Annotated in this window: 22 protein-coding genes; 5 read left to right on the top strand and 17 right to left on the bottom strand. The window is 45.8% G+C overall.

Features of this window, described 5'->3' with window-relative positions; all coding sequences use genetic code 11:
- Window positions 1-33: 33 nt before the first annotated feature.
- From ACQCVH_RS21320 to ACQCVH_RS21350, 7 genes are all read right to left on the bottom strand, one after another.
- Window positions 34-2,223 (bottom strand): DNA topoisomerase III, encoded by a 2,190-nt coding sequence (locus tag ACQCVH_RS21320; RefSeq protein WP_426837596.1) that lies wholly within the window; start codon window positions 2,221-2,223, stop codon window positions 34-36.
- Window positions 2,224-2,546: 323 nt separating this feature from the next.
- The gene (locus tag ACQCVH_RS21325) at window positions 2,547-3,428 is read right to left on the bottom strand and encodes a metal ABC transporter permease (protein ID WP_426837597.1); all 882 of its coding nucleotides are present in this window, start codon (window positions 3,426-3,428) and stop codon (window positions 2,547-2,549) included.
- Window positions 3,425-4,738: a metal ABC transporter permease gene (locus ACQCVH_RS21330; protein WP_426837599.1), complete on the bottom strand. Its 1,314-nt coding sequence runs from the start codon at window positions 4,736-4,738 to the stop codon at window positions 3,425-3,427. The genes ACQCVH_RS21325 and ACQCVH_RS21330 overlap by 4 nt, the downstream gene beginning before the upstream one ends.
- 10 nt (window positions 4,739-4,748) lie before the next feature.
- Window positions 4,749-5,498 carry a metal ABC transporter ATP-binding protein gene (locus tag ACQCVH_RS21335; RefSeq protein WP_426837600.1) on the bottom strand — a complete coding sequence of 250 codons (750 nt, stop codon included), beginning with the start codon at window positions 5,496-5,498 and terminating at the stop codon, window positions 4,749-4,751.
- Between the two features lie 11 nt (window positions 5,499-5,509).
- A complete protein-coding gene (locus tag ACQCVH_RS21340; protein WP_426837601.1) occupies window positions 5,510-6,433 on the bottom strand; it encodes a metal ABC transporter solute-binding protein, Zn/Mn family in 924 nt (307 codons plus the stop codon).
- A 196-nt stretch (window positions 6,434-6,629) separates the two neighbouring features.
- On the bottom strand, window positions 6,630-6,917 hold the full coding sequence (locus ACQCVH_RS21345; protein ID WP_426837602.1) for a hypothetical protein: 288 nt from the start codon (window positions 6,915-6,917) through the stop codon (window positions 6,630-6,632).
- 112 nt (window positions 6,918-7,029) lie between these two features.
- The gene (locus ACQCVH_RS21350) at window positions 7,030-8,007 is read right to left on the bottom strand and encodes an HD-GYP domain-containing protein (protein WP_426837603.1); all 978 of its coding nucleotides are present in this window, start codon (window positions 8,005-8,007) and stop codon (window positions 7,030-7,032) included.
- 291 nt (window positions 8,008-8,298) lie between these two features.
- Here ACQCVH_RS21350 and cspD point away from each other — a divergent pair, with 291 nt between their 5' ends.
- A complete protein-coding gene (gene cspD, locus ACQCVH_RS21355) occupies window positions 8,299-8,499 on the top strand; it encodes a cold-shock protein CspD (RefSeq protein ID WP_009791749.1) in 201 nt (66 codons plus the stop codon).
- A 102-nt stretch (window positions 8,500-8,601) separates the two neighbouring features.
- Here the strand turns inward: cspD and ACQCVH_RS21360 are convergent, their stop codons facing one another.
- Window positions 8,602-8,778, bottom strand: coding sequence for a zinc-finger domain-containing protein (locus tag ACQCVH_RS21360; protein ID WP_426837604.1), 177 nt, complete (start codon window positions 8,776-8,778; stop codon window positions 8,602-8,604).
- A gap of 43 nt (window positions 8,779-8,821) precedes the next feature.
- Window positions 8,822-9,478, bottom strand: coding sequence for a ribonuclease H family protein (locus ACQCVH_RS21365; RefSeq protein WP_426837605.1), 657 nt, complete (start codon window positions 9,476-9,478; stop codon window positions 8,822-8,824).
- 194 nt (window positions 9,479-9,672) lie between these two features.
- Between ACQCVH_RS21365 and ACQCVH_RS21370 the strand changes: the two genes are divergently transcribed.
- From ACQCVH_RS21370 to ACQCVH_RS21380, 3 genes are all read left to right on the top strand, one after another.
- A complete protein-coding gene (locus ACQCVH_RS21370) occupies window positions 9,673-10,374 on the top strand; it encodes a queuosine precursor transporter (protein ID WP_426837606.1) in 702 nt (233 codons plus the stop codon).
- 139 nt (window positions 10,375-10,513) lie between these two features.
- Window positions 10,514-10,921, top strand: coding sequence for a reverse transcriptase-like protein (locus ACQCVH_RS21375; protein ID WP_426837607.1), 408 nt, complete (start codon window positions 10,514-10,516; stop codon window positions 10,919-10,921).
- Complete coding sequence (locus ACQCVH_RS21380; RefSeq protein ID WP_426837609.1) at window positions 10,918-11,841, top strand: DMT family transporter; 924 nt, start codon at window positions 10,918-10,920, stop codon at window positions 11,839-11,841. The genes ACQCVH_RS21375 and ACQCVH_RS21380 overlap by 4 nt, the downstream gene beginning before the upstream one ends.
- 144 nt (window positions 11,842-11,985) lie before the next feature.
- Here the strand turns inward: ACQCVH_RS21380 and ACQCVH_RS21385 are convergent, their stop codons facing one another.
- Complete coding sequence (locus ACQCVH_RS21385; RefSeq protein ID WP_257991620.1) at window positions 11,986-12,255, bottom strand: DUF6123 family protein; 270 nt, start codon at window positions 12,253-12,255, stop codon at window positions 11,986-11,988.
- Between the two features lie 29 nt (window positions 12,256-12,284).
- Window positions 12,285-12,782, bottom strand: a complete 498-nt coding sequence (locus tag ACQCVH_RS21390; RefSeq protein WP_426837611.1) for a divergent PAP2 family protein — start codon at window positions 12,780-12,782, stop codon at window positions 12,285-12,287.
- Between the two features lie 116 nt (window positions 12,783-12,898).
- On the opposite strand from ACQCVH_RS21390, the gene sspL reads away from it, so the two are divergent.
- A complete protein-coding gene (sspL, locus tag ACQCVH_RS21395) occupies window positions 12,899-13,036 on the top strand; it encodes a small, acid-soluble spore protein L (RefSeq protein ID WP_022544111.1) in 138 nt (45 codons plus the stop codon).
- A 54-nt stretch (window positions 13,037-13,090) separates the two neighbouring features.
- Here sspL and ACQCVH_RS21400 read toward each other — a convergent pair whose 3' ends face one another.
- The 6 genes from ACQCVH_RS21400 to ACQCVH_RS21425 form a co-directional block, all read right to left on the bottom strand.
- On the bottom strand, window positions 13,091-13,990 hold the full coding sequence (locus ACQCVH_RS21400; protein ID WP_426837613.1) for a 5'-3' exonuclease: 900 nt from the start codon (window positions 13,988-13,990) through the stop codon (window positions 13,091-13,093).
- Window positions 13,991-14,120: 130 nt separating this feature from the next.
- Complete coding sequence (locus ACQCVH_RS21405) at window positions 14,121-14,729, bottom strand: hypothetical protein (RefSeq protein ID WP_426837614.1); 609 nt, start codon at window positions 14,727-14,729, stop codon at window positions 14,121-14,123.
- 74 nt (window positions 14,730-14,803) lie between these two features.
- Window positions 14,804-15,655: a sulfurtransferase gene (locus ACQCVH_RS21410; protein WP_426837616.1), complete on the bottom strand. Its 852-nt coding sequence runs from the start codon at window positions 15,653-15,655 to the stop codon at window positions 14,804-14,806.
- On the bottom strand, window positions 15,633-15,839 hold the full coding sequence (locus ACQCVH_RS21415; RefSeq protein WP_426837617.1) for a hypothetical protein: 207 nt from the start codon (window positions 15,837-15,839) through the stop codon (window positions 15,633-15,635). Before ACQCVH_RS21415 ends, ACQCVH_RS21410 begins: the two co-directional genes overlap by 23 nt.
- 9 nt (window positions 15,840-15,848) lie before the next feature.
- Entirely contained in the window at window positions 15,849-16,598 is a 750-nt protein-coding gene (locus tag ACQCVH_RS21420) for a nucleotidyltransferase domain-containing protein (RefSeq protein ID WP_426837618.1), read from the bottom strand.
- 4 nt (window positions 16,599-16,602) lie between these two features.
- Window positions 16,603-20,253 carry a dynamin family protein gene (locus ACQCVH_RS21425; RefSeq protein WP_426837619.1) on the bottom strand — a complete coding sequence of 1,217 codons (3,651 nt, stop codon included), beginning with the start codon at window positions 20,251-20,253 and terminating at the stop codon, window positions 16,603-16,605.
- Window positions 20,254-20,414 lie beyond the last annotated feature (161 nt).

Genomic DNA, 20,414 nt, shown 5'->3' on the forward strand with positions numbered 1-20,414 from the left:
CACCAGGGAGAAGCTTATGCTCCTCCCCTGCATTTATTTCTGTTTTATGCTGTTTTCAAAGACGAAATTCAGCCTGCCTTCTCCCCATTCGAGCCTGGCCTGAAATTCCTTTTCGCCTTTTTTAAACCCTTTGATAAGATCCGTCTGCCCATCTTTCAAAAGCTTGCGGACATTTGCCTGGCTTACAGTTTTCCCAAGCACTTTTTTGGATATGGTGAAACGGCAGTCAGAAGCTTTATAATTCGCACAGCCATAAAAGGTTCCTTTGTCGACAACATCGCCGCCGCAAAGCTTGCATTTGCCGACCTTCGTCCCAGTACCGCCCCTTTTCCCTTTCTTCCCTGGCCTTCTATCCTTAAATTCCTCCAGGTCATATCCATCAAAGCTCCACTGGGCACTCTGTTCTGTCGCATCATTAATTAACTTGGTTGACAGCTTCTTCGCCTGCTCCATGAATTCTTTGGGCGATGCTGCCCCCTCACCGATTTCATTCAGGCGCTGCTCCCATTTGGCGGTCATTTCAGGGGATCCCAGCACACTTTCTCCGATTGAATCAATCAAAAGCTTACCTTTGTTTGTCGCATACACCTGGTTCTTGCGGACATCAATATACATCCGGTCCTTAAGAATCCCAATGATACCCGCACGCGTCGCTTCAGTGCCAAGCCCTTCAGTCTGGTTCATTACTTTAACCAGATCAGAATCCTCCAAATGCTTACCTGCGGTTTTCATCAAGGTGATAAGCTGCCCCTCTGTGTACCGCTTTGGCGGCTGCGTCTTGCTTTCCTTAACTTCAGTATCCTGCACAATCCCTCTTTCGCCGGATTTCAGGGACGGAAGATCCTGCTCATCTTCATCTTTTGCTGCACTCTTCTTTTGGCTGTACAGGACCTTCCTCCAGCCCTTCTGGATCAGTTCCTTGCCTTTTGAAAGGAAGGCAGCCCTCTCGTCCGCCAGTGTATGGATAGTCGTGTAATCAAAGATGGCTTTTTCATAATGGGCGGCAATCAGCCTTTTTACAATCAGCTCATATATCCTTGCTTCATCAGCACCCATTTTCGCCGGATCAACTGCCTGTTCTGTAGGAATGATGGCATAGTGGTCTGTCACTTTCTTTTCATTCACAAATCTCTTATTATCTAGTATGGATGAAACAGGAAGCGGAAAAAAGGCTTTAAAAGCATCCATTCTTGAAAGCTTTTCCAGCGTTTCCGGAAATGCCCCCGCTTCCTCTTTAGTGACAAAGCTTGAGTCAGAGCGAGGGTACGAAATAATACCTTTTACATAAAGCTTCTGGGCGATTTCCAATGTTTTTTGCGGGGAATATTTGTAAAGTTTATTCGCTTCGGCCTGCAGGGACGAGAGATTGAATAAATAAGGAGGCAGGAATTCCTTCCTCTCTTTATCGATCGATTCAATCCTGGCGTTCTTTCCTGCTGCAAACTGCTGGATTTTCCTGGCCATGCCCTCATTATCGAGACGGGAATTCCCATCTTTATGCCATTTCCCTCTATACGTCTTCCCTTCCATATTGAAAGTAGCCATGACTTCCCAGAAAGGCTCTGACTTAAAGTTCTCGATTTCTTTCTCTCTTTTTACAATCAGTGCAAGGGTCGGGGTCTGGACCCTTCCGGTTGAAAACACATCCTGAATCCCTTTTTGCTGGAGCAGAAGGGTGTATGCCCTGGAAGCATTCATGCCGACAAGCCAGTCGGCACATGCCCTGCTTAGCGCCTCATAATATATATTTCTAGTTTTCGACTCATCGAGGAGATTGGCAAAGCCATTTGTTACAGATTTGGCGGTGAGCGATGAAATCCATAGCCGTTTCATCGGCTTTCTGCTGCCGCATTGGGTCAGAATGACTCGGATAATTGCTTCCCCTTCTCTTTCTGCATCACCCGCGATGATGATTTCATTGACTTCTTTACGGTGTACCAGTTGTTTAATGACTTTAAATTGCTTCCACTTTGACTTGGATACACGGTGCTTAAACTGCTCCGGGAGTATCGGCAGAGTGCTCAGCGACCACTTTTTCCATTTAGGATCATATTCCTCTGGGGGAACGAGTTCACATAAATGACCGATGGCCCAAGTCATGAAAGCACCATCAGGGAACAGGTGGTTCGGCGAAATTTCCAGATAGCCTTCTTTTTTCTTAAATGAAAATGGGGCGGCAAGCTTCATTCCCTGATCAGGCTTCTCTGCAATAATCAGCTTCATATTCATTCTCCTAGCTCGGGACTGCGCAAGTCCGACTTGATTATTTTGCTGCTTTACCCAAACGGCAGCAGGGCCCGAAAAAAAGATTATACATGATTTCAGGCTTTTCCGGCACCATTTAGCTCCTGCCAGATTGGACCAGGCACTTTTTTCAGAATTGATTTTAATGGGGAGTTTCTAAGGGGGATGAGGGCCTTGAGGAAGCTGGTGTGCACATAACTTAAGGCAGAAGAAAAAAGCGCCCTTCCCGGCGCTTCTTCTATTATACTATTAAACTTTCTTTCTTTAAAGCTCCTTGCAAACCAAGGATCTTTGCAGCGTCATCATTCTGCTGTATGGACACGCATGCTGTTCCGTTTTTTCATTATAAAGCCTTTTGAAGGCGAAAACAGGAAAACCAGGGCAAAAATTATTCCATTGGCAGCTGCCATGCTTCCCGAAATGGAGGCATTCAGCCAGCTGGCGGCGAAATACCCGCCGATAGCCGCAGCCGCTCCGATCAAAGCACTATATATAAGCATGGCTCCAAGCCTGTCTGTCAGCAGGTATGCAGATGCTCCAGGCGCAATCAGCATAGCAACGACAAGGACTGCTCCGACGCTGTCAAAAGAAGCTACAGTCGTAATCGATACCATCCCCATCAGCAGGTAATGGATGAACAGGACCGGAATCCCAATCGCTGCTGCCATCTGGGGATCAAAAGATGTAATTTTGAATTCCTTATAGAATAATCCGATCAGCAGCAGATTAAACAGCAGGACACCCACAAGCATCAGAAAGGCTTTCGGGACTTCAGGAAGCATTCCAATCTGGGCGACATCCCAGGGAACAAAAGCAATCTCTCCCATCAATGCATGGTCGACATCCAGGTGGACATTTTCTGCAAAAAGCGAGAGCAGTATTACTCCTGCAGCAAACAGGAAGGTGAACACAACACCGATTGAAGCATCCTCCTGCACCCCGCTGCTGTTAAAGGTCTGGACAAGGAAGGCTGTTGCCAGACCGGTTGCCGCTGCTCCAAGGAGCATGTAAAATCCGTTCATGCTTTGGCTGATCAGAAAAGCAAGGACGATTCCAAGGAGCACGGTATGGCTGATTGCATCGGCAAGCATGGACAGCTTCCGCAATATCAGGAAGCATCCGGTGATGGCACAAGTGATTCCTGCCAGTGATCCTACTGCCAAAATCCACAATTCATAGCTCATAGATTCTCTCTCCTTTCAGAAAGGGAAAAAGGTGATAGGGCCGGCATCATATTATATTGCCAAAGCAGCCCTTCCGCTCTTTTGGCAAGCGGATCAGACGGTCTTTCAATCAGCCTTTCTGCCAGCGCTTCCCTCTGGTCCTCATTAAACTCTTCACTGTGCATGAGGCACAGTTCATTTATGCGGCCTTTCAGTGTCAGGATATACCCTTCGAGAACACCTTTGTCCGTAAGCATCCAGCCGCCGGAATCTCTTGCGATTAAATGCTCCTTGTACAGGTCGCTCATCAGCCTCATGGTATGTGATTTTGAGAAAGCGAGCTCATCGGATATCCTGCTTTCAGCAATGATCATTTGTTCCTTCCCAGTCTCCCTGTAAGCAGATTCAGTCAGTTTGTACATTGCCCTCAGCACCTGGCTCCTCTTTGTCTTCCTGTTAAAGACAATTCTTTTTGCCAGTTTTGTCAGCAGTCCTCTCTGCGGGGCAGCCAGGACAGAGAAAAGAAATAAGCCGGTAGCCGTAACTACAATGAACGGTCCTGTTGCAAGCCCCTGCCCCAGCGTGCTCAGAAGGGTTCCAATCATTCCTGATAAAGCCCCGAATACTCCTGAAATGACCACCATTTTCCCAAGTGACTCTGTCCAATACCTCGCAGCAACGCTTGGTGTGATCAGCATGGCAGCCATTAGGATCACTCCTACTGCCTGAATCCCGATAACAACTGCACCAGCCAGCAGTGTCAAAAACATAAAGTTCAGCCAGCCGGCAGGAAGGCCCAGCCCCCTCGCAAAATCAGGATCGAAGGTCAAGACCTTCAGCTCTTTAAAAAACAGCGCAGTTACCACGATGAGCACAGCAGAAGCGCCTGCCATCAGCTTTACATCGCCTCCTACCATGGAAGCGGCCTGCCCAAAGATAAAATCATCCAGCCCGCTCTTGTTGCCTGCAGGTGATTGGGATATCTTTGTCAGCAGGACAATCCCGAACCCGAAAAATACAGACAAAATCAGGCAAATCGCGCTATCCTCTTTTAGAATTGAGTTGGAAGTGATGAATTGGATGCAATAGGCAGCAAGCAGACCGGTGATTGCTGCTCCTATAAGAAGGGCAGGCAGAGATTTTTCTCCTGTGAGCATAAAAGCAATACATATCCCCGGCAATGCTGCATGTGCAACAGCATCCCCGATCAGGCTTTGTTTTCTTAGAAGGGCTATGCTTCCAAGCACTCCGCTTGCCACACCCAGAAGCATTGTACCGAACAGGACCCACTGTGTATTCGCATTGCCCAGCATTTGCATTAATTCACTCATATAAGGCACCTCACTTTTGCTCGACCATCACTTGGCTCTTTTCCAAAAAGGCCAGCTTGCCGCCATATGTCTTGTGCAGGTTCTCCATTGTAAATGTTTCATCAGCCGGACCATGGGCAATGGTTCTCATATTAAGCAGAATGACAGAATCAAAATACTCTTTTACAGTCTGCAGGTCGTGATGGACGACCAGCACCGTTTTCCCCTGGGCCTTCAATTCATTAAGCAGGCTGATGATAGCCCTTTCTGTAGCGGCGTCCACCCCGACAAATGGTTCATCCATGAAATAGACGCTTGCATCCTGTGCAAGTGCCCTTGCAAGGAAGACCCGCTGCTGCTGTCCTCCTGATAGCTGGCTGATCTGCCTGTGCTGAAAAGCTTCCATCCCTACTTTGCGGAGGCATTCCCGTGCTGCATCCACATCGGCTTTTTTTGGACGCCTGAACCAGCCGACATGGCCGTATCGCCCCATAAGGACAACATCAAGCGCATTCGTAGGAAAATCCCAATCGACTGTACCCCTTTGCGGCACATATCCAACGAGCCTGTCTTTGGGCCGATATTCTCTGCCGTAAACCTTTATCTCCCCTGAGGCTCTCGGAATCAGGCCCAGTATGGCTTTAATAAGCGTAGATTTTCCGGCTCCATTCGGCCCGATGATTCCCACCAGACTTCCTTCCCCAACTGAAAAGCTTACTTCTGTCAGAACCGGCTTCTTTTGATATGCGACTGTCAGATTTTTTATTTCTACTGGATTCATGGCTTTCCCCCCTATTTCAGCGCTTTTGAAATGGTATTGACATTGTGCCTGTACATCCCCAGATAAGTTCCTTCCTCTGTTCCTTCCTCTCCCATTGCGTCAGAGAACAGCTCTCCTCCGATGGAAACGGTATGGCCTTTTTCCTTTGCGCCTTCAATGACCGCGTTGATGGACCTTTCCGAGATGCTTGATTCTATGAAAACTGCCTTTATATTGCGCGAGACCAGTGCATCAACAAGGGCCTGAACATCGCCGAGTCCGTATTCGGCATCAGTGCTCAATCCCTGAAGGCCCATTACTTCCATATCGTATGCTCTTCCGAAATACCCAAAAGCATCATGGGCCGTAACCAGCACCCTCTGTTCTTCCGGAATCCCTGCCATTTCCTTTTCAGCATATCGTTTTAATTCATCCATTTCTGCAAAATAAGTATCTGCATTTTCCCGGTAGTATTGTTCATTATCAGGATCTGCCTTAATCAGTCCTTCTTCTGTCTTTTTGAGAGCGGTTTTCCATAGATCGATATCGAACCATACGTGGGGGTCATGGGCATTGTTCCCATCTGCAGCCAAGAGCTTCTCTTGTTCTATAGATTCAGCAATGGCATATGTTGGCTTCTGTTCATTCATTTTCTCAAAGATACCGAGCATCTTTCCTTCCAGGTGCAGACCGCTGTAAAAAATGATGTCAGCTTTTTGAAGTTTCTCCATATCTCCCTGTGTTGCTTTATAAAGGTGGGGATCTGTGCCAGGCCCCATCAAACTATGCACCTCCGCCTTATCCCCCGCTATTATTTTCACAGCATCGGCTATCTGCCCAATCGTTGTAGTGACATAAAGCTTCTCTCCATCTCCTTCACTTTCAGCAGTCTTACCGGAGCATCCTCCCAGCACCATCAGGCTAAAAGCAAATACTAACATCATCCATTTTTTCAACTTGAACACCTCTTCCTTCTTTTTTTCTTCATCCTCAGTCCTAAATTGTATGCGCCACTTTTAGTGATGTGCACACTTTTTATATACAACTATAAATATTAAACAAAAACATAAAAGTTTCCTTCGGTAAACATTTTAACCTCAGTGTAAAATTTGTCAATCTATTCGGCAAAAAAAATAAACCGGCTGCGCCGGTTTATGGTTGATATGGCTTTATAGACAGATTGCACTGGGTATACCATCTTTCTTTTGGAACTACATGGGATACAGTAAGGATCAGGGACGGAATTTTCTCGAGAGTAAAAATGATCATGCCGATTTGTTCATCTATGATAGAAAATGAATCGCCGTGTGAACTTTGCACAAAGGTTTCGCCAAGCTGTATGAGCGAACTGTAGATAGCCTGTTTGATTTCAGAATCCAGCTCGATATTCGGAGAGAATCTTAATATCCATTCCTCATTCCCTATTAAGAACCTGAACATCTTCTCACCTTTTTCTTTGTTTTTCAGCCGTTTCAACATTATTAAGGATGAAGTCGGCTGTTTTTATAATTTATGAGAAAAAAGGCTGAAAATGACAAGCAATCTCTCTTATTCATAATATCCGTTCGATTTGCAGCTCCCTGCTGTATCTTAAGTCAATGAGGCGGTCTTCTGTCTGCACAAGTGCGGATAAAGGATCATACGGGTGGACCAGCAGGATCCTGCCCTCTGACTGGTCTGTCAGCCTGACCATCGATCCTGCCAGGCTGTTCATCAGCTTTTGGATGAAAATGAGCATAAAACCAGGTTCAAATGAACCGAAAGCGCCATCCTTCATTTTGCGCATGACCTGGTAAAAAGGCAGGGCATCATGGTAAATGCGTGCAGACGACATGGCATGGAAAACATCTGCAATGGCTGTAATTTTAGCTAGCTGCTCTATTTCCCTGCCTTTCAGGCCAAGGGGGTATCCCCTTCCGTCTTCTCTTTCATGATGCTGCAGAACAATAAGGGCCGCTTTGGGGCTGACATCTTCCAAATCCCTCACCATTTCATATCCATACACAGAATGAAGTTTCATTTCTTCATATTCTGATAGGGTAAGCTTTCCGGGTTTTGAGAGAATTGCATCTGGAATCTTAATTTTACCAATATCATGAAGGATGGATCCAAGAAGCAAATCCTCCATCAGGGCTCCGCCAATACCAAGCCAGCGCCCGATCATCCCGGCTATCATACTGACACATACAGCATGGCTGGAAGTATATCTGTCTTTTCGGTCGAGCAGATGGAAAAAATGAGGCACTCCGGGAATCTCCGCAAGTGTCCGGATGGCAGGCAATATATCTGTTTTGATTGCAGTTATTCCGACCCCATTCCCTAATCTTACTCCGGCAAATATATCCTCCACCTGCCTCACCGCATCATCGATCAGCACGGCAGCATTCTTTCCGCCTTCCCCATCGCTCATCCGGCCTGAATCCATTCCCGGAGGGCCTTGCCTGTCTCTTTTCAGCTGGAAAAGGAGCCGATCGATTTCTGCTGAAGATAAAGGCTTCTCCCTGCCGGGTTCCTTAAAGTTTCTCACCATCTCACCCCGCATGCAGAACTATTTTACAGCTTAAATTTTAACAAAAACAGGAAACGTCACCTATCATTTTTTGTGATTTTTTCTATAAATATAAAAGATTCAAAAAATTCCAGAGATTATTGTAAAAATTCTGCATTATTCCTTGACTGGAAATTTTCCTTCGTGTATATTATAGACATCATTTAACAGAATAATTTTCTGATTTTTCCAGAATGGGTTAATTATTCTGCTAATGATAATATTTATTTCGACACACTCTGTGTCTTGAAAGGCTTAGGAGGAAAAGTTCACATGCAAAACGGTAAAGTTAAATGGTTCAATAACGAAAAAGGTTTTGGTTTTATCGAAGTTGAAGGCGGAGACGATGTGTTCGTTCACTTCACTGCTATCCAAGGCGACGGCTTCAAGTCTTTGGAAGAAGGCCAGGAAGTTTCTTTCGAAATCGTTGAAGGAAACCGCGGACCTCAAGCAGCTAATGTTGTAAAACTTTAATCAGCACTTATAGATAATTGGACCATTGGGGGCCAATTAAAAAAGGGTGGCATATTGCCAGCCTTTTTTACATAGGTAAATGAAAGCGGCAGCAGACTGTTATTAGGACAGTCTGCTGCCGCATTTTTTTATTTTTTCCCCGATTGTGCATTGAGTTATGCAAAATCGGTGAGCGAACCTCTTCCCTTTTTCTTCCTTGTGATGCTTGTGGAGAAAGCAGCCTTTACAGTACTGTTCCATAAGCTCTTCTGTTTCTTTATAAATATCCTTCCGTTCCAACTCTTTCCTTCCTTTCCTCTGCAGAAAACAGTTATTCCAGCCTTTAGATGATCTGCATTTTGCTGTTGATCAGCTTTCCTTCCAGCGCCTGGCTGGCCAGCTTATCTGCTTCTTTATTCTCTGATCTCGGTATTGGCTCATATTTCGGCTCAATTCCCAGCTTGTTTATTTTTTCTTCAATCCGGTCAAGCCATCTGTTCAAACTTTCTTCATAACAAGGCCATTCTCCCTCAAGCTGCTTAAGCACGACCTGTGAATCACCCAGGAAACGGCATGTCATATGATGCGCTCCCATTTCTTCCAGCAGTGTAACAGCATAATGCATCGCGGCGTACTCAGCTTCGTTATTTGTATCCATTTCGCTGATTTTTTCATTTGCCCGGATGCGGAATTTCTTTTTCCCCTGCTTATAATAAATGACTGCTCCCAGTCCCGCCTGATAGGTATCTTTATTGAATCCGCCATCAAAGTATATTGTTATATCATGAGGCTCGGCTTCCACTTCAGCCAGCAGCTTCCTCATTTCCTTTAAGGACCAGCCGGTCCCCATCTCATCGAAAAACTCAAGATCCAGGGCCTTTCCTCCCTTTTCGAGGTCTCCGCCAAGTTCCAGCGCAGTTTCCCCGTCCATCCAGTCAGAGGTGAACCGGATTCCGTCTGTTCCTTTGAGCCTGTAGAGCCACTCTAACTTGTATTTCATAGTATCCGCCTTTCGCTTCTGTATCAAGTATTTGTTTAGCCTATTCCAAGCAGGGCACAAGTATCACAAAATTGCTAAAACTTTCACTTTTACTAAGATGTGTCTTTCCTTCTATATTCACGCTATAATGGTCAAGGACAATTAAATATATGGCGGTTCGCAACTTCCCGCACTATCAAAACTAGGAGGATCTTATGTTTAACGAATGGTTTGGCTTCATTTTTGCTTTAGTTAATTTTGCTTTCGTACTACTATTTTACCGCATTTTCGGCAAAACCGGACTTTTTGTCTGGATTGGCCTTTCTACTGTACTTGCCAATCTGCAGGTCATTAAAACAATTGAAATATTCGGGATGACTGCAACCCTCGGAAATGCCATGTATGGCACCGCCTTCCTTGTCACGGACATCCTGAACGAAAAGTACGGTAAAGAAGAGGCAAAAAAAGCGGTCTGGCTTGGATTTTTGACACTTCTGTCCATGACAGTGATCATGCAGATGGTGCTGCTTTTCCAGCCTCATGAAATCGATATGGCACAAGGTGCATTAAGTACGATTTTCTCGTTTCTTCCGCAAATAGCGCTGGGAAGCCTTGCAGCTTATCTTGCAAGCCAGTTCCTGGATGTATACATTTTTCAATTCCTGAAAAGGAAGTTCCCTAAAGACAATCAATTTTGGATCAGAAATAACGGGAGTACGATCATCAGCCAATTTATTGATACACTCGTTTTTACCGGGATTGCTTTTGCAGGGGTCTTTCCATTCAATGAATGGATCCAGATATTCATTACAACTTACCTGCTGAAATTCATCGTTGCCATCCTGGATACGCCTTTTGGATATCTTGCCAAGAAAATGCATAAAAAAAGCAAGGCGCAAACAGCTGTTGATCAATAGAATGAAGAGAGTGCCGCGGCACTCTTTTTTTTGCATTCTCGGTGATAAGAAAAAGCCGTTTCTGTGATAAACTTACATATAGTGTTACCCGTTCTCATCCAGGATAAGCAAGGTTATTCTTTAATATGGAGGATTTGCGATGATCGAAGTATATATCGACGGTGCAAGCGCCGGCAACCCGGGACCAAGCGGCGCCGGGATTTTCATCAAGGCTGGAGGTTCTGTTGAACGCCATAGCATACCGCTCGGCGAGATGAGCAACCATGAGGCAGAATATCATGCTTTCATCCGCGCACTGGAAATTTGCCTGGAAAATGGCTACAGGACCGTTTCTTTTCGGACAGATTCCCAGCTTGTTAATGCAGCAGTCGAGAAGGAATTCGTCAAGAACCCCCTTTACAGCGGCCTGCTTGAAAAAGCTCTGGGCCTATCCAGGCAGTTCGACCTTTTCTTTATGAAGTGGATTCCAAGCAGTGAAAATAAAACAGCAGATGAACTGGCCAGGAAAGCAGTCCGCGGCAATGGGAAAGAAGGGACCGCCGGATGATACAGTCACGATCCCTAGCAGATATCTCTCTTCTTCTGGTCGCACTCGTTTGGGGTGCGACGTTTGTGCTGGTCCAGAATGCCATTTCTTTTCTGGAGCCTTTCACTTTTAATGCGATCCGTTTTTTTATCGCCGGGGCGCTTCTTGCGGTGTGGCTCTTTATTTTTAAACGGGAGCAGCTGGTCCATCTCAATTGGAAGCTGGTGTCCTCCGGCATATTTATAGGCCTTTGGCTGTTTGCAGGATATGCGTTCCAGACAGCCGGCCTTCTTTATACAACCTCTTCAAAAGCAGGCTTCATTACAGGCTTAAGTGTAGTCATGGTCCCTTTATTGGCATTTGCTCTTTTGAAAATTAAGCCAGGCGGCAACAGTATCATCGGAGTGGCAGCTGCGGCTGCCGGCCTCTATCTGCTTGCCATGACAGACGCATCTTCCCTGAATAAAGGGGATATGCTGACTCTTGTCTGTGCTGCAGGATTTGCCCTTCATATCATTTTCACCGGCAATTTCAGCAAACACCATCCGGCCCTTCTTTTGACTGTTGTGCAAATTTTGACTGTGGCAGGTCTTTCAAGTGTTTCTGCTATTTTATTCGAGGATTGGCAGTCAGCCCTTAATCCTGATATCATCCTCGAAGGAAATGTTGTTACAGCTTTGCTGGTGACTTCCATATTTGCCACAGCTCTTGCCTTTTTGGCACAAACTGCCTTCCAGAAATTCACCACTCCCACTAGAGTGGCGCTTATATTTGCAATGGAGCCAGTCTTTGCAGCTGCAGCCGGCTATTTCTGGGCAGGGGACCGCCTTACAATTTCAGCACTTGCTGGATGCGGCTTGATTTTTGCGGGGATGGTCTATGCAGAAATGCCTTCAAGGAAGGAAAAAAAAGCAGTGGCTTCTGAGCAAAAATCGGCCTAATAAAGAAAACAGCAAAAAGGCCAGCTGAATGCCGGATATAGAGACGAAAAGCCCTGGCACTTGCCAGGGCTTTTCGTCTCTACAGCTGCACCAGCTAAGTACCATTAGTTAAAAAAGAAGGGAGGCCTCGGCCTCCCTTCTGGCTTATATAGCCAAAAGCTCTTTTTGTTTGATGAAATGGAGCGCTTCTTTGCGGGTCGTGATCCCATTTGCTATCAGCATTTCCAGCAGGGACACATAAAAGCTCCCATCAAAGGCTTTTTGTGCTTTTAATGTTATTTCGATAGCGGCATTCGCCAGTTCATCCGAGGCATTCGTATATTGCTTGCCAAAGTATACAAACCCTTTTGCGTCCTCACGGAATTGAAAGCCTTTGCTTTCAAGGTGATTCAAATATTCTTCAACTGTTTTCAATATGCTGCAGCTCCCTGAATCTTGTCATCCTATCTTCTAAATTTTACCTTAAATTTCGACAATTTTCTATCCTTTTTTGAAAGCAGATAGCCTGCCGAACCGGTCAGGATTCCAAGCAGGGCGCCTCCAAGCACTTCCTGAGGCTGATGCCCGAGCATTTCTTTAAGCTTTTTCGGTTTTTCTTCACTGAATTCAACAGCTTCGTCTTTGTGGACTTTATCCATCAGCTCTTCCATAGAGTTAACCTTCAAGGTCAGCTCGCCCGTCTGCCTCCGAATTCCCTGGGCATCGTACATGACAATCAGGCCGAACACAAGAGATAGAGCAAAATCAATTGTCGGCAGCCCGCGTTTCAGGGCGATGAACGTAGTCAGGGAAGACACTCCCGCTGAATGGGAGCTCGGCATCCCGCCTGTCTGAAAGAACAAACCCGGCTTCCATTCCCTTTTTTTAAAAAAGTGGAGCGGTATTTTCATGCCCTGGGCAAGAAAGATGCTGAGCAATGCTACAATGACTCCTTTATTCAATGGCCATCACCTCATTTTATATTGTGAAGATGAGCGGGTTTAAATATTCGTTTGGCAAATACTAAAGCTGCAGGTGCAGAAATCAGCAGCTGCATCACTTTTCCGGAGGTGAACACATGAGTAAAAACGGCCATGCCAACAGAGGGAAAAAAGCCCCTGGCGTTAATCCCCAAGGCTACGGACAGGATGCCGAGTTTGCTGAAGAGCCCAAAAGCAAGCTGGAGAATGCTGCAAAAAAGAAAAACACGAAATAACAGCAAAAGGAGCTGCAGCTGTAGCAGCTCCTCCATTCTTGTATAATGCTGAACTCAGGCTAAGCTTTTGCTTTCCTCAAGCTTTTCGAGATGCCTGTACAGCCCCCTTAATTCCAGTTCACTGAACTTTTCCATTGCCTTCTGGCGATTGATTTTATAAACAGCATCTTCCAGTACGCATTCGACTGGAACATCGCATTTAATCTCTGCCAGCTGCCTGCTTAGATGGAGCATTTCCAGCCCCTCTTCGATCTTTGCTTTCTGCGCTTTTGTGAGCTTATCGAGATTCTCGATGACGCCATCCACATGTTCGAACTGCTGCAAAAGCTTTAATGCTGTCTTTTCGCCGATTCCTTTAACACCAGGATAGTTATCGCTTGGATCTCCCATAAAAGCTTTGAGGTCGATCATCTGCCTTGGCATAATCCCTTTTTCTTCATAAAATGTGTCTGCTGTATGGACAAGATAATTGCCAAAGCCTTTTTTAAGCAGGATGACCGAAATATCTTGGTCAAGGAGCTGCAAAATATCCTGGTCGCCCGTCAGGATTGCAACCCTGGCCTCCGGCTGAAGCTTTTTCGCAATCGTGCCGATGCAGTCATCGGCTTCAAAACCAGCCAGCCCGATATTGGGGATATCCAGAGCTTCTACAGCTTCTTTGACCAGATCAAACTGTGGAAGCAGTTCGATCGGAGCTTCCGAGCGGTTTGCTTTATAATCGCTGAACATTTCAGTCCTGAAGGTTTTGCTGCCCATATCCCAGCAAACAGCCACATGTGTTGGCTTAAAGGATGATACGGCCGTAAAAAAATGCTTCAGGAATCCCTGAATCGCATTAGTCGGAACCCCTTTTGAATTTATCATAAACTGGCCGGTGACAGCAGTAGCAAAGAATGCCCTGAATAACAGTGCCATGCCATCAACAAGCAGCAGCGAAGGTTTATTTTCATTCATTTTGTACAGCCCCTTTTCTCTTTTCATATTTCTCTATTATAACATGAATGAAAGCATGGCTTTCCTGTAAAGATTTAGGGTCCTTTAACGGAAAAAAGGCCCTGGTCAGGCCTCTCCGCTTTCAGCTCCATTACTCTGCCGGAGGATCTTTCTTAACAATCTCTATTCCCTTTTCTTTAAGTACATACTGCATGGCGACCCTTGCTTTGACTACATTGTTATTCAGAACCATGGAATATTTCTTTCCATCTTTGAAGGTCACAATGAATTTGTCATCAGTTGCTATTCCGCCTGATAGTTTGGCTGTCTGCTCTGCAGCTGCCACTTCATCCCATGTGTACGTTTTTTCCTTCAGTGAAAAAATAGGGTCGATTGTTATGCCGTTCTGGTCTGCATAATGATAGCCATCTGTACTAAGCAGGATGAACAGCACTCCAATAACAGCACTGACTGCCAATAACCCTTTCACTCCTGTTGTCATTCTCTGCTTGCTAAGCAGTACAGCTGCAGTTATGCATATGGCTGCAATCAGCAGAAGGCCGGCGATGAAAACGCCATAAGCAGCCCTCAAAGGTTCAAAAAACCATTCCCCCGACGGTGAAAATAGGATTTCCTGCAGAGGTATCAGGATGAAGATCGGGACAAAAAATGACGACAATATCAAGATGATCGCCAACGAAACAAAGATTTGGCTCTTTTCCGTTTTTCTCTTTTTTGTAATAGTATAGCCTGTACTCATGAAAAAAGATCCCCCTATTAAAGTTTCAGAACCTTCCCAATTATACAATAGAAGAAAAAGTAAAAAAATCCCTTTTAAGGGATTTTTTTATTTACTGCTTCCTGAGCCACTAGATTCTCCGGATAGGAAATCCAGTCGCTGAAGCTGCCGATATACAGCTTTACATTTTCATAGCCTGCTTCCTTTAAAGCAATGAAGTTAGGGGCAGCCGTGACGCCTGAACCGCAATAAACAATGACAGGATCTTCCGGACTGGTGCTGCTGAACCTTTTTCTTTGTTCTTCTGCAATTCTGTATTTTCCGCTATCAAATCCGTATGTCCATGGATAATTAACGGCTCCGGGGATATGGCCGGCTTTTTTATCAATAGGCTCCTCTATTCCAAGATAGCGTTTTTTCTCACGCGAATCTATCAAGGTTTTCTTGCTTTCAGCCCCGGAAACCTTTTTTACCTCTTCTGTATCTGCCAGTATATCGGCATTCAGGCTTAAGTTATATTCACCTTTCGCAATGTGGGTAATTTCTTTTGTCACAGGCTGTCCTTCCTTCTTCCATTCCCTGAAGCCGCCATTCAGGACATAGACTTTTTCATGGCCGGCATATTTCAGCAGCCACCATAATCTTGCAGCAAATGCCCCTTCTCCGCCATCATATGCAATGACAGCCGTATGATTGGAGATTCCGGCCCGTTCCAGTTTTCCCTTGAATTCATTCATATCAGGGAGGGGGTGTCTTCCGCCATGCTCTGACACTTGTCCGGAAAGGTCCTTTTCCAAATGAAAATAAACAGCGCCCGGGATATGCTCTTCAAGATAGGCCTGTTCCCCTTCCTGCGGCTCTCCCAGGCTGAACCGGCAATCACAGAACCGGACGTCTCCGCTGCTGAGCCCTTCTATCACCTCATTAATTTCTTTGACCCATTTCATTTTCTGTTCCCCCTTCCCTTTTTTTCATCAGTTTCCTGACGTTTTCTTTTGGATCCCAGCAATTGAATTGGTAATGCGGCAATGTATCAAAGCCGAGCCGCCTGCACCGGTACTCCATTTTCCCGCCGGCCCTCTCTGCCTGGAAATGAATGCAGGTTGCACATGCATGGAATGAATTCCCCATTATTTCCCCCTAAATATCGAGAAGTTCCCAAAGCCATTGGTTCAGCTTCTCCCTGGTATTTTCCCTTTTTCCAGCCGGCGCCGCCGCAGTATCCAGCTGCTTTTTATGCCTGAATAAATGAGCTTCCAATTCAGCCCTTTCACTTTCCTTTATCAGTCTGCCGCTGACCTTTGCTTCAACAAGGATATGATAGTATTGCAAAATTGGCGCAAAGTCCGGTGCTCCAGGAACACCGGGGAAGAGATCAGTTAAAGGCACAGCTTTATTTTCTTTTGAAAGCATTCCTGCCAGCAGGCATGATCTTGCAGCGTGGATGAGCTGCTTCTGCCTCCTGGACGTCAATTCCTTGCCCGAAGTTTCTTTTAAGTTCCGAATCATCAGCCCCTGATAATGCTTTGCAAGCTTAAAAGGAGAATATTCTTCAATGATGAAGTTCCGGAGGCGGCTGGCAAAATCCTGCCTGTCAATATAAACGATTGGGGAATACGCCCATTCATAAAGGCTCGGATTTGATTTTTCCAGCAGGCTGAACGCCTTGAACAAATCCCAGCCTGCAGAGTCTGCAGGCGAGGCGTGGATGATTGTCTCCTGTTCCGGCTTTAATGCTAAATAGCTTCGCACATCATTGTATTTGTAAATAAAACGAATATCGTAATCCGATTGTACGGAAGCCGTTCCCCAGGCACGGCTTCCTGCTTCACATGCATAATATATGGTGATGTTATGCTTATTTTCCAGGTCCTGAAGCCATTCTTTCACATTATCACCCTTTACTGACAGATGTGAATTGGACGAGTGAGCGTTCCAGTTCAGTCAATTTCCCTAGAGGAATTTCATCACTCAGCGCTGCAGACACCCCTTCATAATATTCAGCTGCCTGCTCAGCCATTTCGGCCGCCATCTTTCGGTATTCTTCTTCGAGAATGCCTGCATAGTAGTCTTTCAGCCTGCTGCCCTCAGAAGCCAGATAAGTATCAGCCGGTTCATCCAGCACTTTGTGCAGTTCCTCGCCCAGCTGTTTTCTGCCATTCTGTTCAAAGAATGTCTTCGGGCTTTTGAAATAGCTTAAAGCCTTTTTGAACATCCCAGGCTCCAGGTCCGAAAAAGCGGATGTGAATTCAAGCCCTGCATGGCTGGAGACTTCAAATTCTGTAAATGTAATATCTTCGCTGATTTTCCTGATGGAAGATTCCAGCGAGGCCTGGGATTCCTTTGCCAGCCTGCCGGCAAATACTTCGAGTCTCAGCGAGGTTGCCCTCATCTCCTGGGCAAAATCAAACCCGAAAGAGCTGATGAAGTCTGCCAGGGCATCCTGGAGCGCTTTCTTCATATTCCTGCCATCATCTTTCAGGACAGAAGGATTAAAGGCTTCTTTGATAAAATCGCCAAACCTGAAAAATACCCGCTGCTTAATGTAAAAGATAAGCTCATCCGCTTCCTGTTCAAGCCTTTTCTTCAGCACTATGGAAGAGCCTTTTTCAAGAATATCCCGGATTCCAGCCTTCTCCCCTGCTATCTTCTCGCGTTTCCGCTGCTTTGCCGACTCATCTTCCTGAGAAGAGCGGATAAAGCTCCTGAGCTGACCGATGGCGCGTTTCCATTCACTTTCAGCCGAGTTTACGGCAATGGCGGAAAGTTCGCTGGAAATAAATGAATAAAATCGTTCCTCGAACTCTGCCAAATAGGAATTGCCGGCAGCCTCGCCCAGCTTCTCCTGCAGTCCAAGCAAACTTGAGACCGGATACAGATGCGGACTGCGAATGCCGTACTGAGTCAGCTGGTCTTCCACATAGCCTAGCACAGAATTCATTTCCTCCTCACTTGAGGAGAGATCGACTGCATTGACGGCAAAGAACATTTTGTCGAGCTCAAAAGAATCCTTCACCCTTCCGAGCTGGATGAGGAATTCCCTGTCGGCCCTTGAGAATGCATGATTATAATAGGTCACAAAAAGGATGGCATCTGAATTTTTAATATAATCGAATGCAACGCCTGTATGACGGGCATTGATTGAATCGGCTCCGGGAGTGTCGACAAGGGTGATGCCCTGCCTAGTCAATGGGCAGTCATAAAACACTTCAATCAGCTCCACCAGGCAGGATTTCTCTTCATCCGCCACAAATGCCCCAAATTCTGCCAGACTGGCTGTCATGGTATCACCGAGCTTGGCACGGTACTCCGGATATCCTTTCGAAAAGGCGTTCAGGAAAGCCAGATGGGTTTTTTCGCTGCTGTTCAAATCCCCTGCTTCACTTAGCTTTCCGATTCTTCGAATGGCGTCATCAAGATCTGCTGCCTGTTCATTGAAAGCCTTGAGGGAACGATTGACATCTTCATAAAGAACCTCTGCTGTTTTAAAATGCACGAGGCTCGTGCCATGGGCATGTTCTTGGTCGACAGGCCTGATTTTATTGATTGCGGCAGTTGTCGGATTTGGCGAAACCGGAAGCAGCCTTTCGCCAATCAGTGCATTAGCGAAAGATGACTTGCCGGCACTGAAGGCTCCAAATAAAGCGACCGTATAATCCTTGTCCTTCAGCCGCACTGCTTTTCTCGCCAATTCGGCAGCAGTCTTTGAGAATCCGGGTACATCTTTCAATTTTTCAGCTGTAAATAGAAGCTTTTCGATCATGTCCTCCGGGTCTGCACTCCGCACTGCAAGTTCTACCTCTTCCTCTTCCATTTCAAGCTTATCGTTCACGTTATCCGGAAGGATTTCTTCATCGTCAGGCGCAACTTCGGCTGTTTCGGTGTCGGCTGTCAGCCCGATTGCGCTGGCACTCAGCTGATCTGAAGGATAGTCTTCATGAATTACCTGCTCCAGCCTCATTTTTGCTGCGAGCTGCTTTTCTTTCAATTCGTTCAGGCTGTTACACGCTTCTGCAAGATCTTTGATTACCCTGTATTCCGCTTCTGACTTTTCAATCGCTTCTGAAGAGTTTTCCGCAGCTTTTTGAATCATGCTGTTTTTAATCTGTTCAAAATGGTCCTTAGCCGTTTTTTTCACTGCTGAGGCGACATCCTCTGTATAGTTAAGCACATATTCACCTGTCAGCATTGCACCGCTTTTCACAGTCTGTTCGATCATTTGCGGCGAAAACGGGATGGAAAAGCTTTGCACCGCTTCCAGCAGTTCAGGATCATGAAGCTCTTTTTCTTTTAGTGTTCTTGAAAACACTTCCTTTATATGCCAGACCAGCTCAGACTTCACCCGGTCGTGCAGATCCTGATAAAAAGCATCAAGGCGGCGGGCTGACTCCTCCCCGGTTTTCTGGCGTGAGAAAAACAGGCCGACTTTAAATCCCGGCTGACGGGATTCGAGATACTTTTCTGCAAGCTCCCTTGTTTGGTACGGCATCAGGTAAGCGTTCTTTAATACCTTTTCCAGCTCTTTTCCAAGGTCTTCCCGGAAAGCATCCCTTTCTGCCTTTTTCTTGTTGAGCTTATCCTCAAAAGCAGCAGCTTCCTTCTCTAAAGTTTCCCTCCTCTGTGCCGGAAGCCCTTCCAAAATTCCTTCCAGCCGCTGTTCTTCTGACTCATCAAGCGTCTCCCGGAATCGGATATGCTCATCAGCGAGTCTTCTTATAGCTTCCTCTGCCGCACGGGGAAGCAGTTCGCTGCTTAAAGCCATTTTTTCCTGAATGAATTGGCGCAGCTTTCCAAAATCATTATGAGGATGGTTCTCTTGTTTTAGTGATGTATAGAAAATACGTTCTGGCTGAACTCCCCAAGAAGCAAATGACTCTTTCACACTGGCTTTGAACTTCGCCATGCTTATTTCTTCTTCACGGTGCTTGTCAACCTGATTGATAATCAGATAAATCTCTTTTCCAGCAGCAGCAAGCTCTTTTGTAAACAGAAAATTCAGCTCTGACTGGACATGATTATAATCCATCACATAGAAAATAAGGTCGGAAAGGTGCAGGGCAGATTCTGTTGAAATTCTGTGGGCGTCATCTGCCGAATCGATACCCGGTGTATCCATGACAGCGATATTCTCCGGGAGGCTTGTGCCCGGCTTGCTGATTTCGATGGAATGGATCTGGTCGCCATCCCGGCAATACTGCTTTACACGCTCATAATCATATGGAGCAGGATAGAGGCGGGGATTTCCTTCTTTAAAATAGACCTTGGCATAATCCTCCCCTGCTTTAATTTTCACTAAATTGGCACTTGTAGGAATCGGGCTTGACGGTAAAAGGTCTTCGCCGATGATTTTATTGATCATGCTTGATTTTCCGGCTGAAAAGTGGCCGCAAAAGGCAATAGTAAACTCATTCCGGCGGATTTTCCTGGCAAGCTGGCCCGCCTTTTCTGCTGATTGGGCATCTTTCTGTTCTGTAAAATAATCATGAAGGGCAGCGGCTTTGTTGACCTTCTCTGCTGTCCGCTGTTCTGGCAATGTGAATGACATCCGATACTTCTCCCTGCTTTTATGAATTTACTACCATTTTAAACGATAATTCGCTCTTTTCATATATTTATAACTATGCAGCAGCCATGACGTGCGGAAGAAGCTCTTATAAACAAATAAAGTCAAACAAAAAACCCTTTTCTGAAAAGAAAAGGGCCTGG

This window comes from Bacillus infantis, assembly GCF_050107595.1.
In the GTDB taxonomy this organism is placed as follows: Bacteria; Bacillota; Bacilli; order Bacillales; family Cytobacillaceae; genus Bacillus_AB; species Bacillus_AB infantis_C.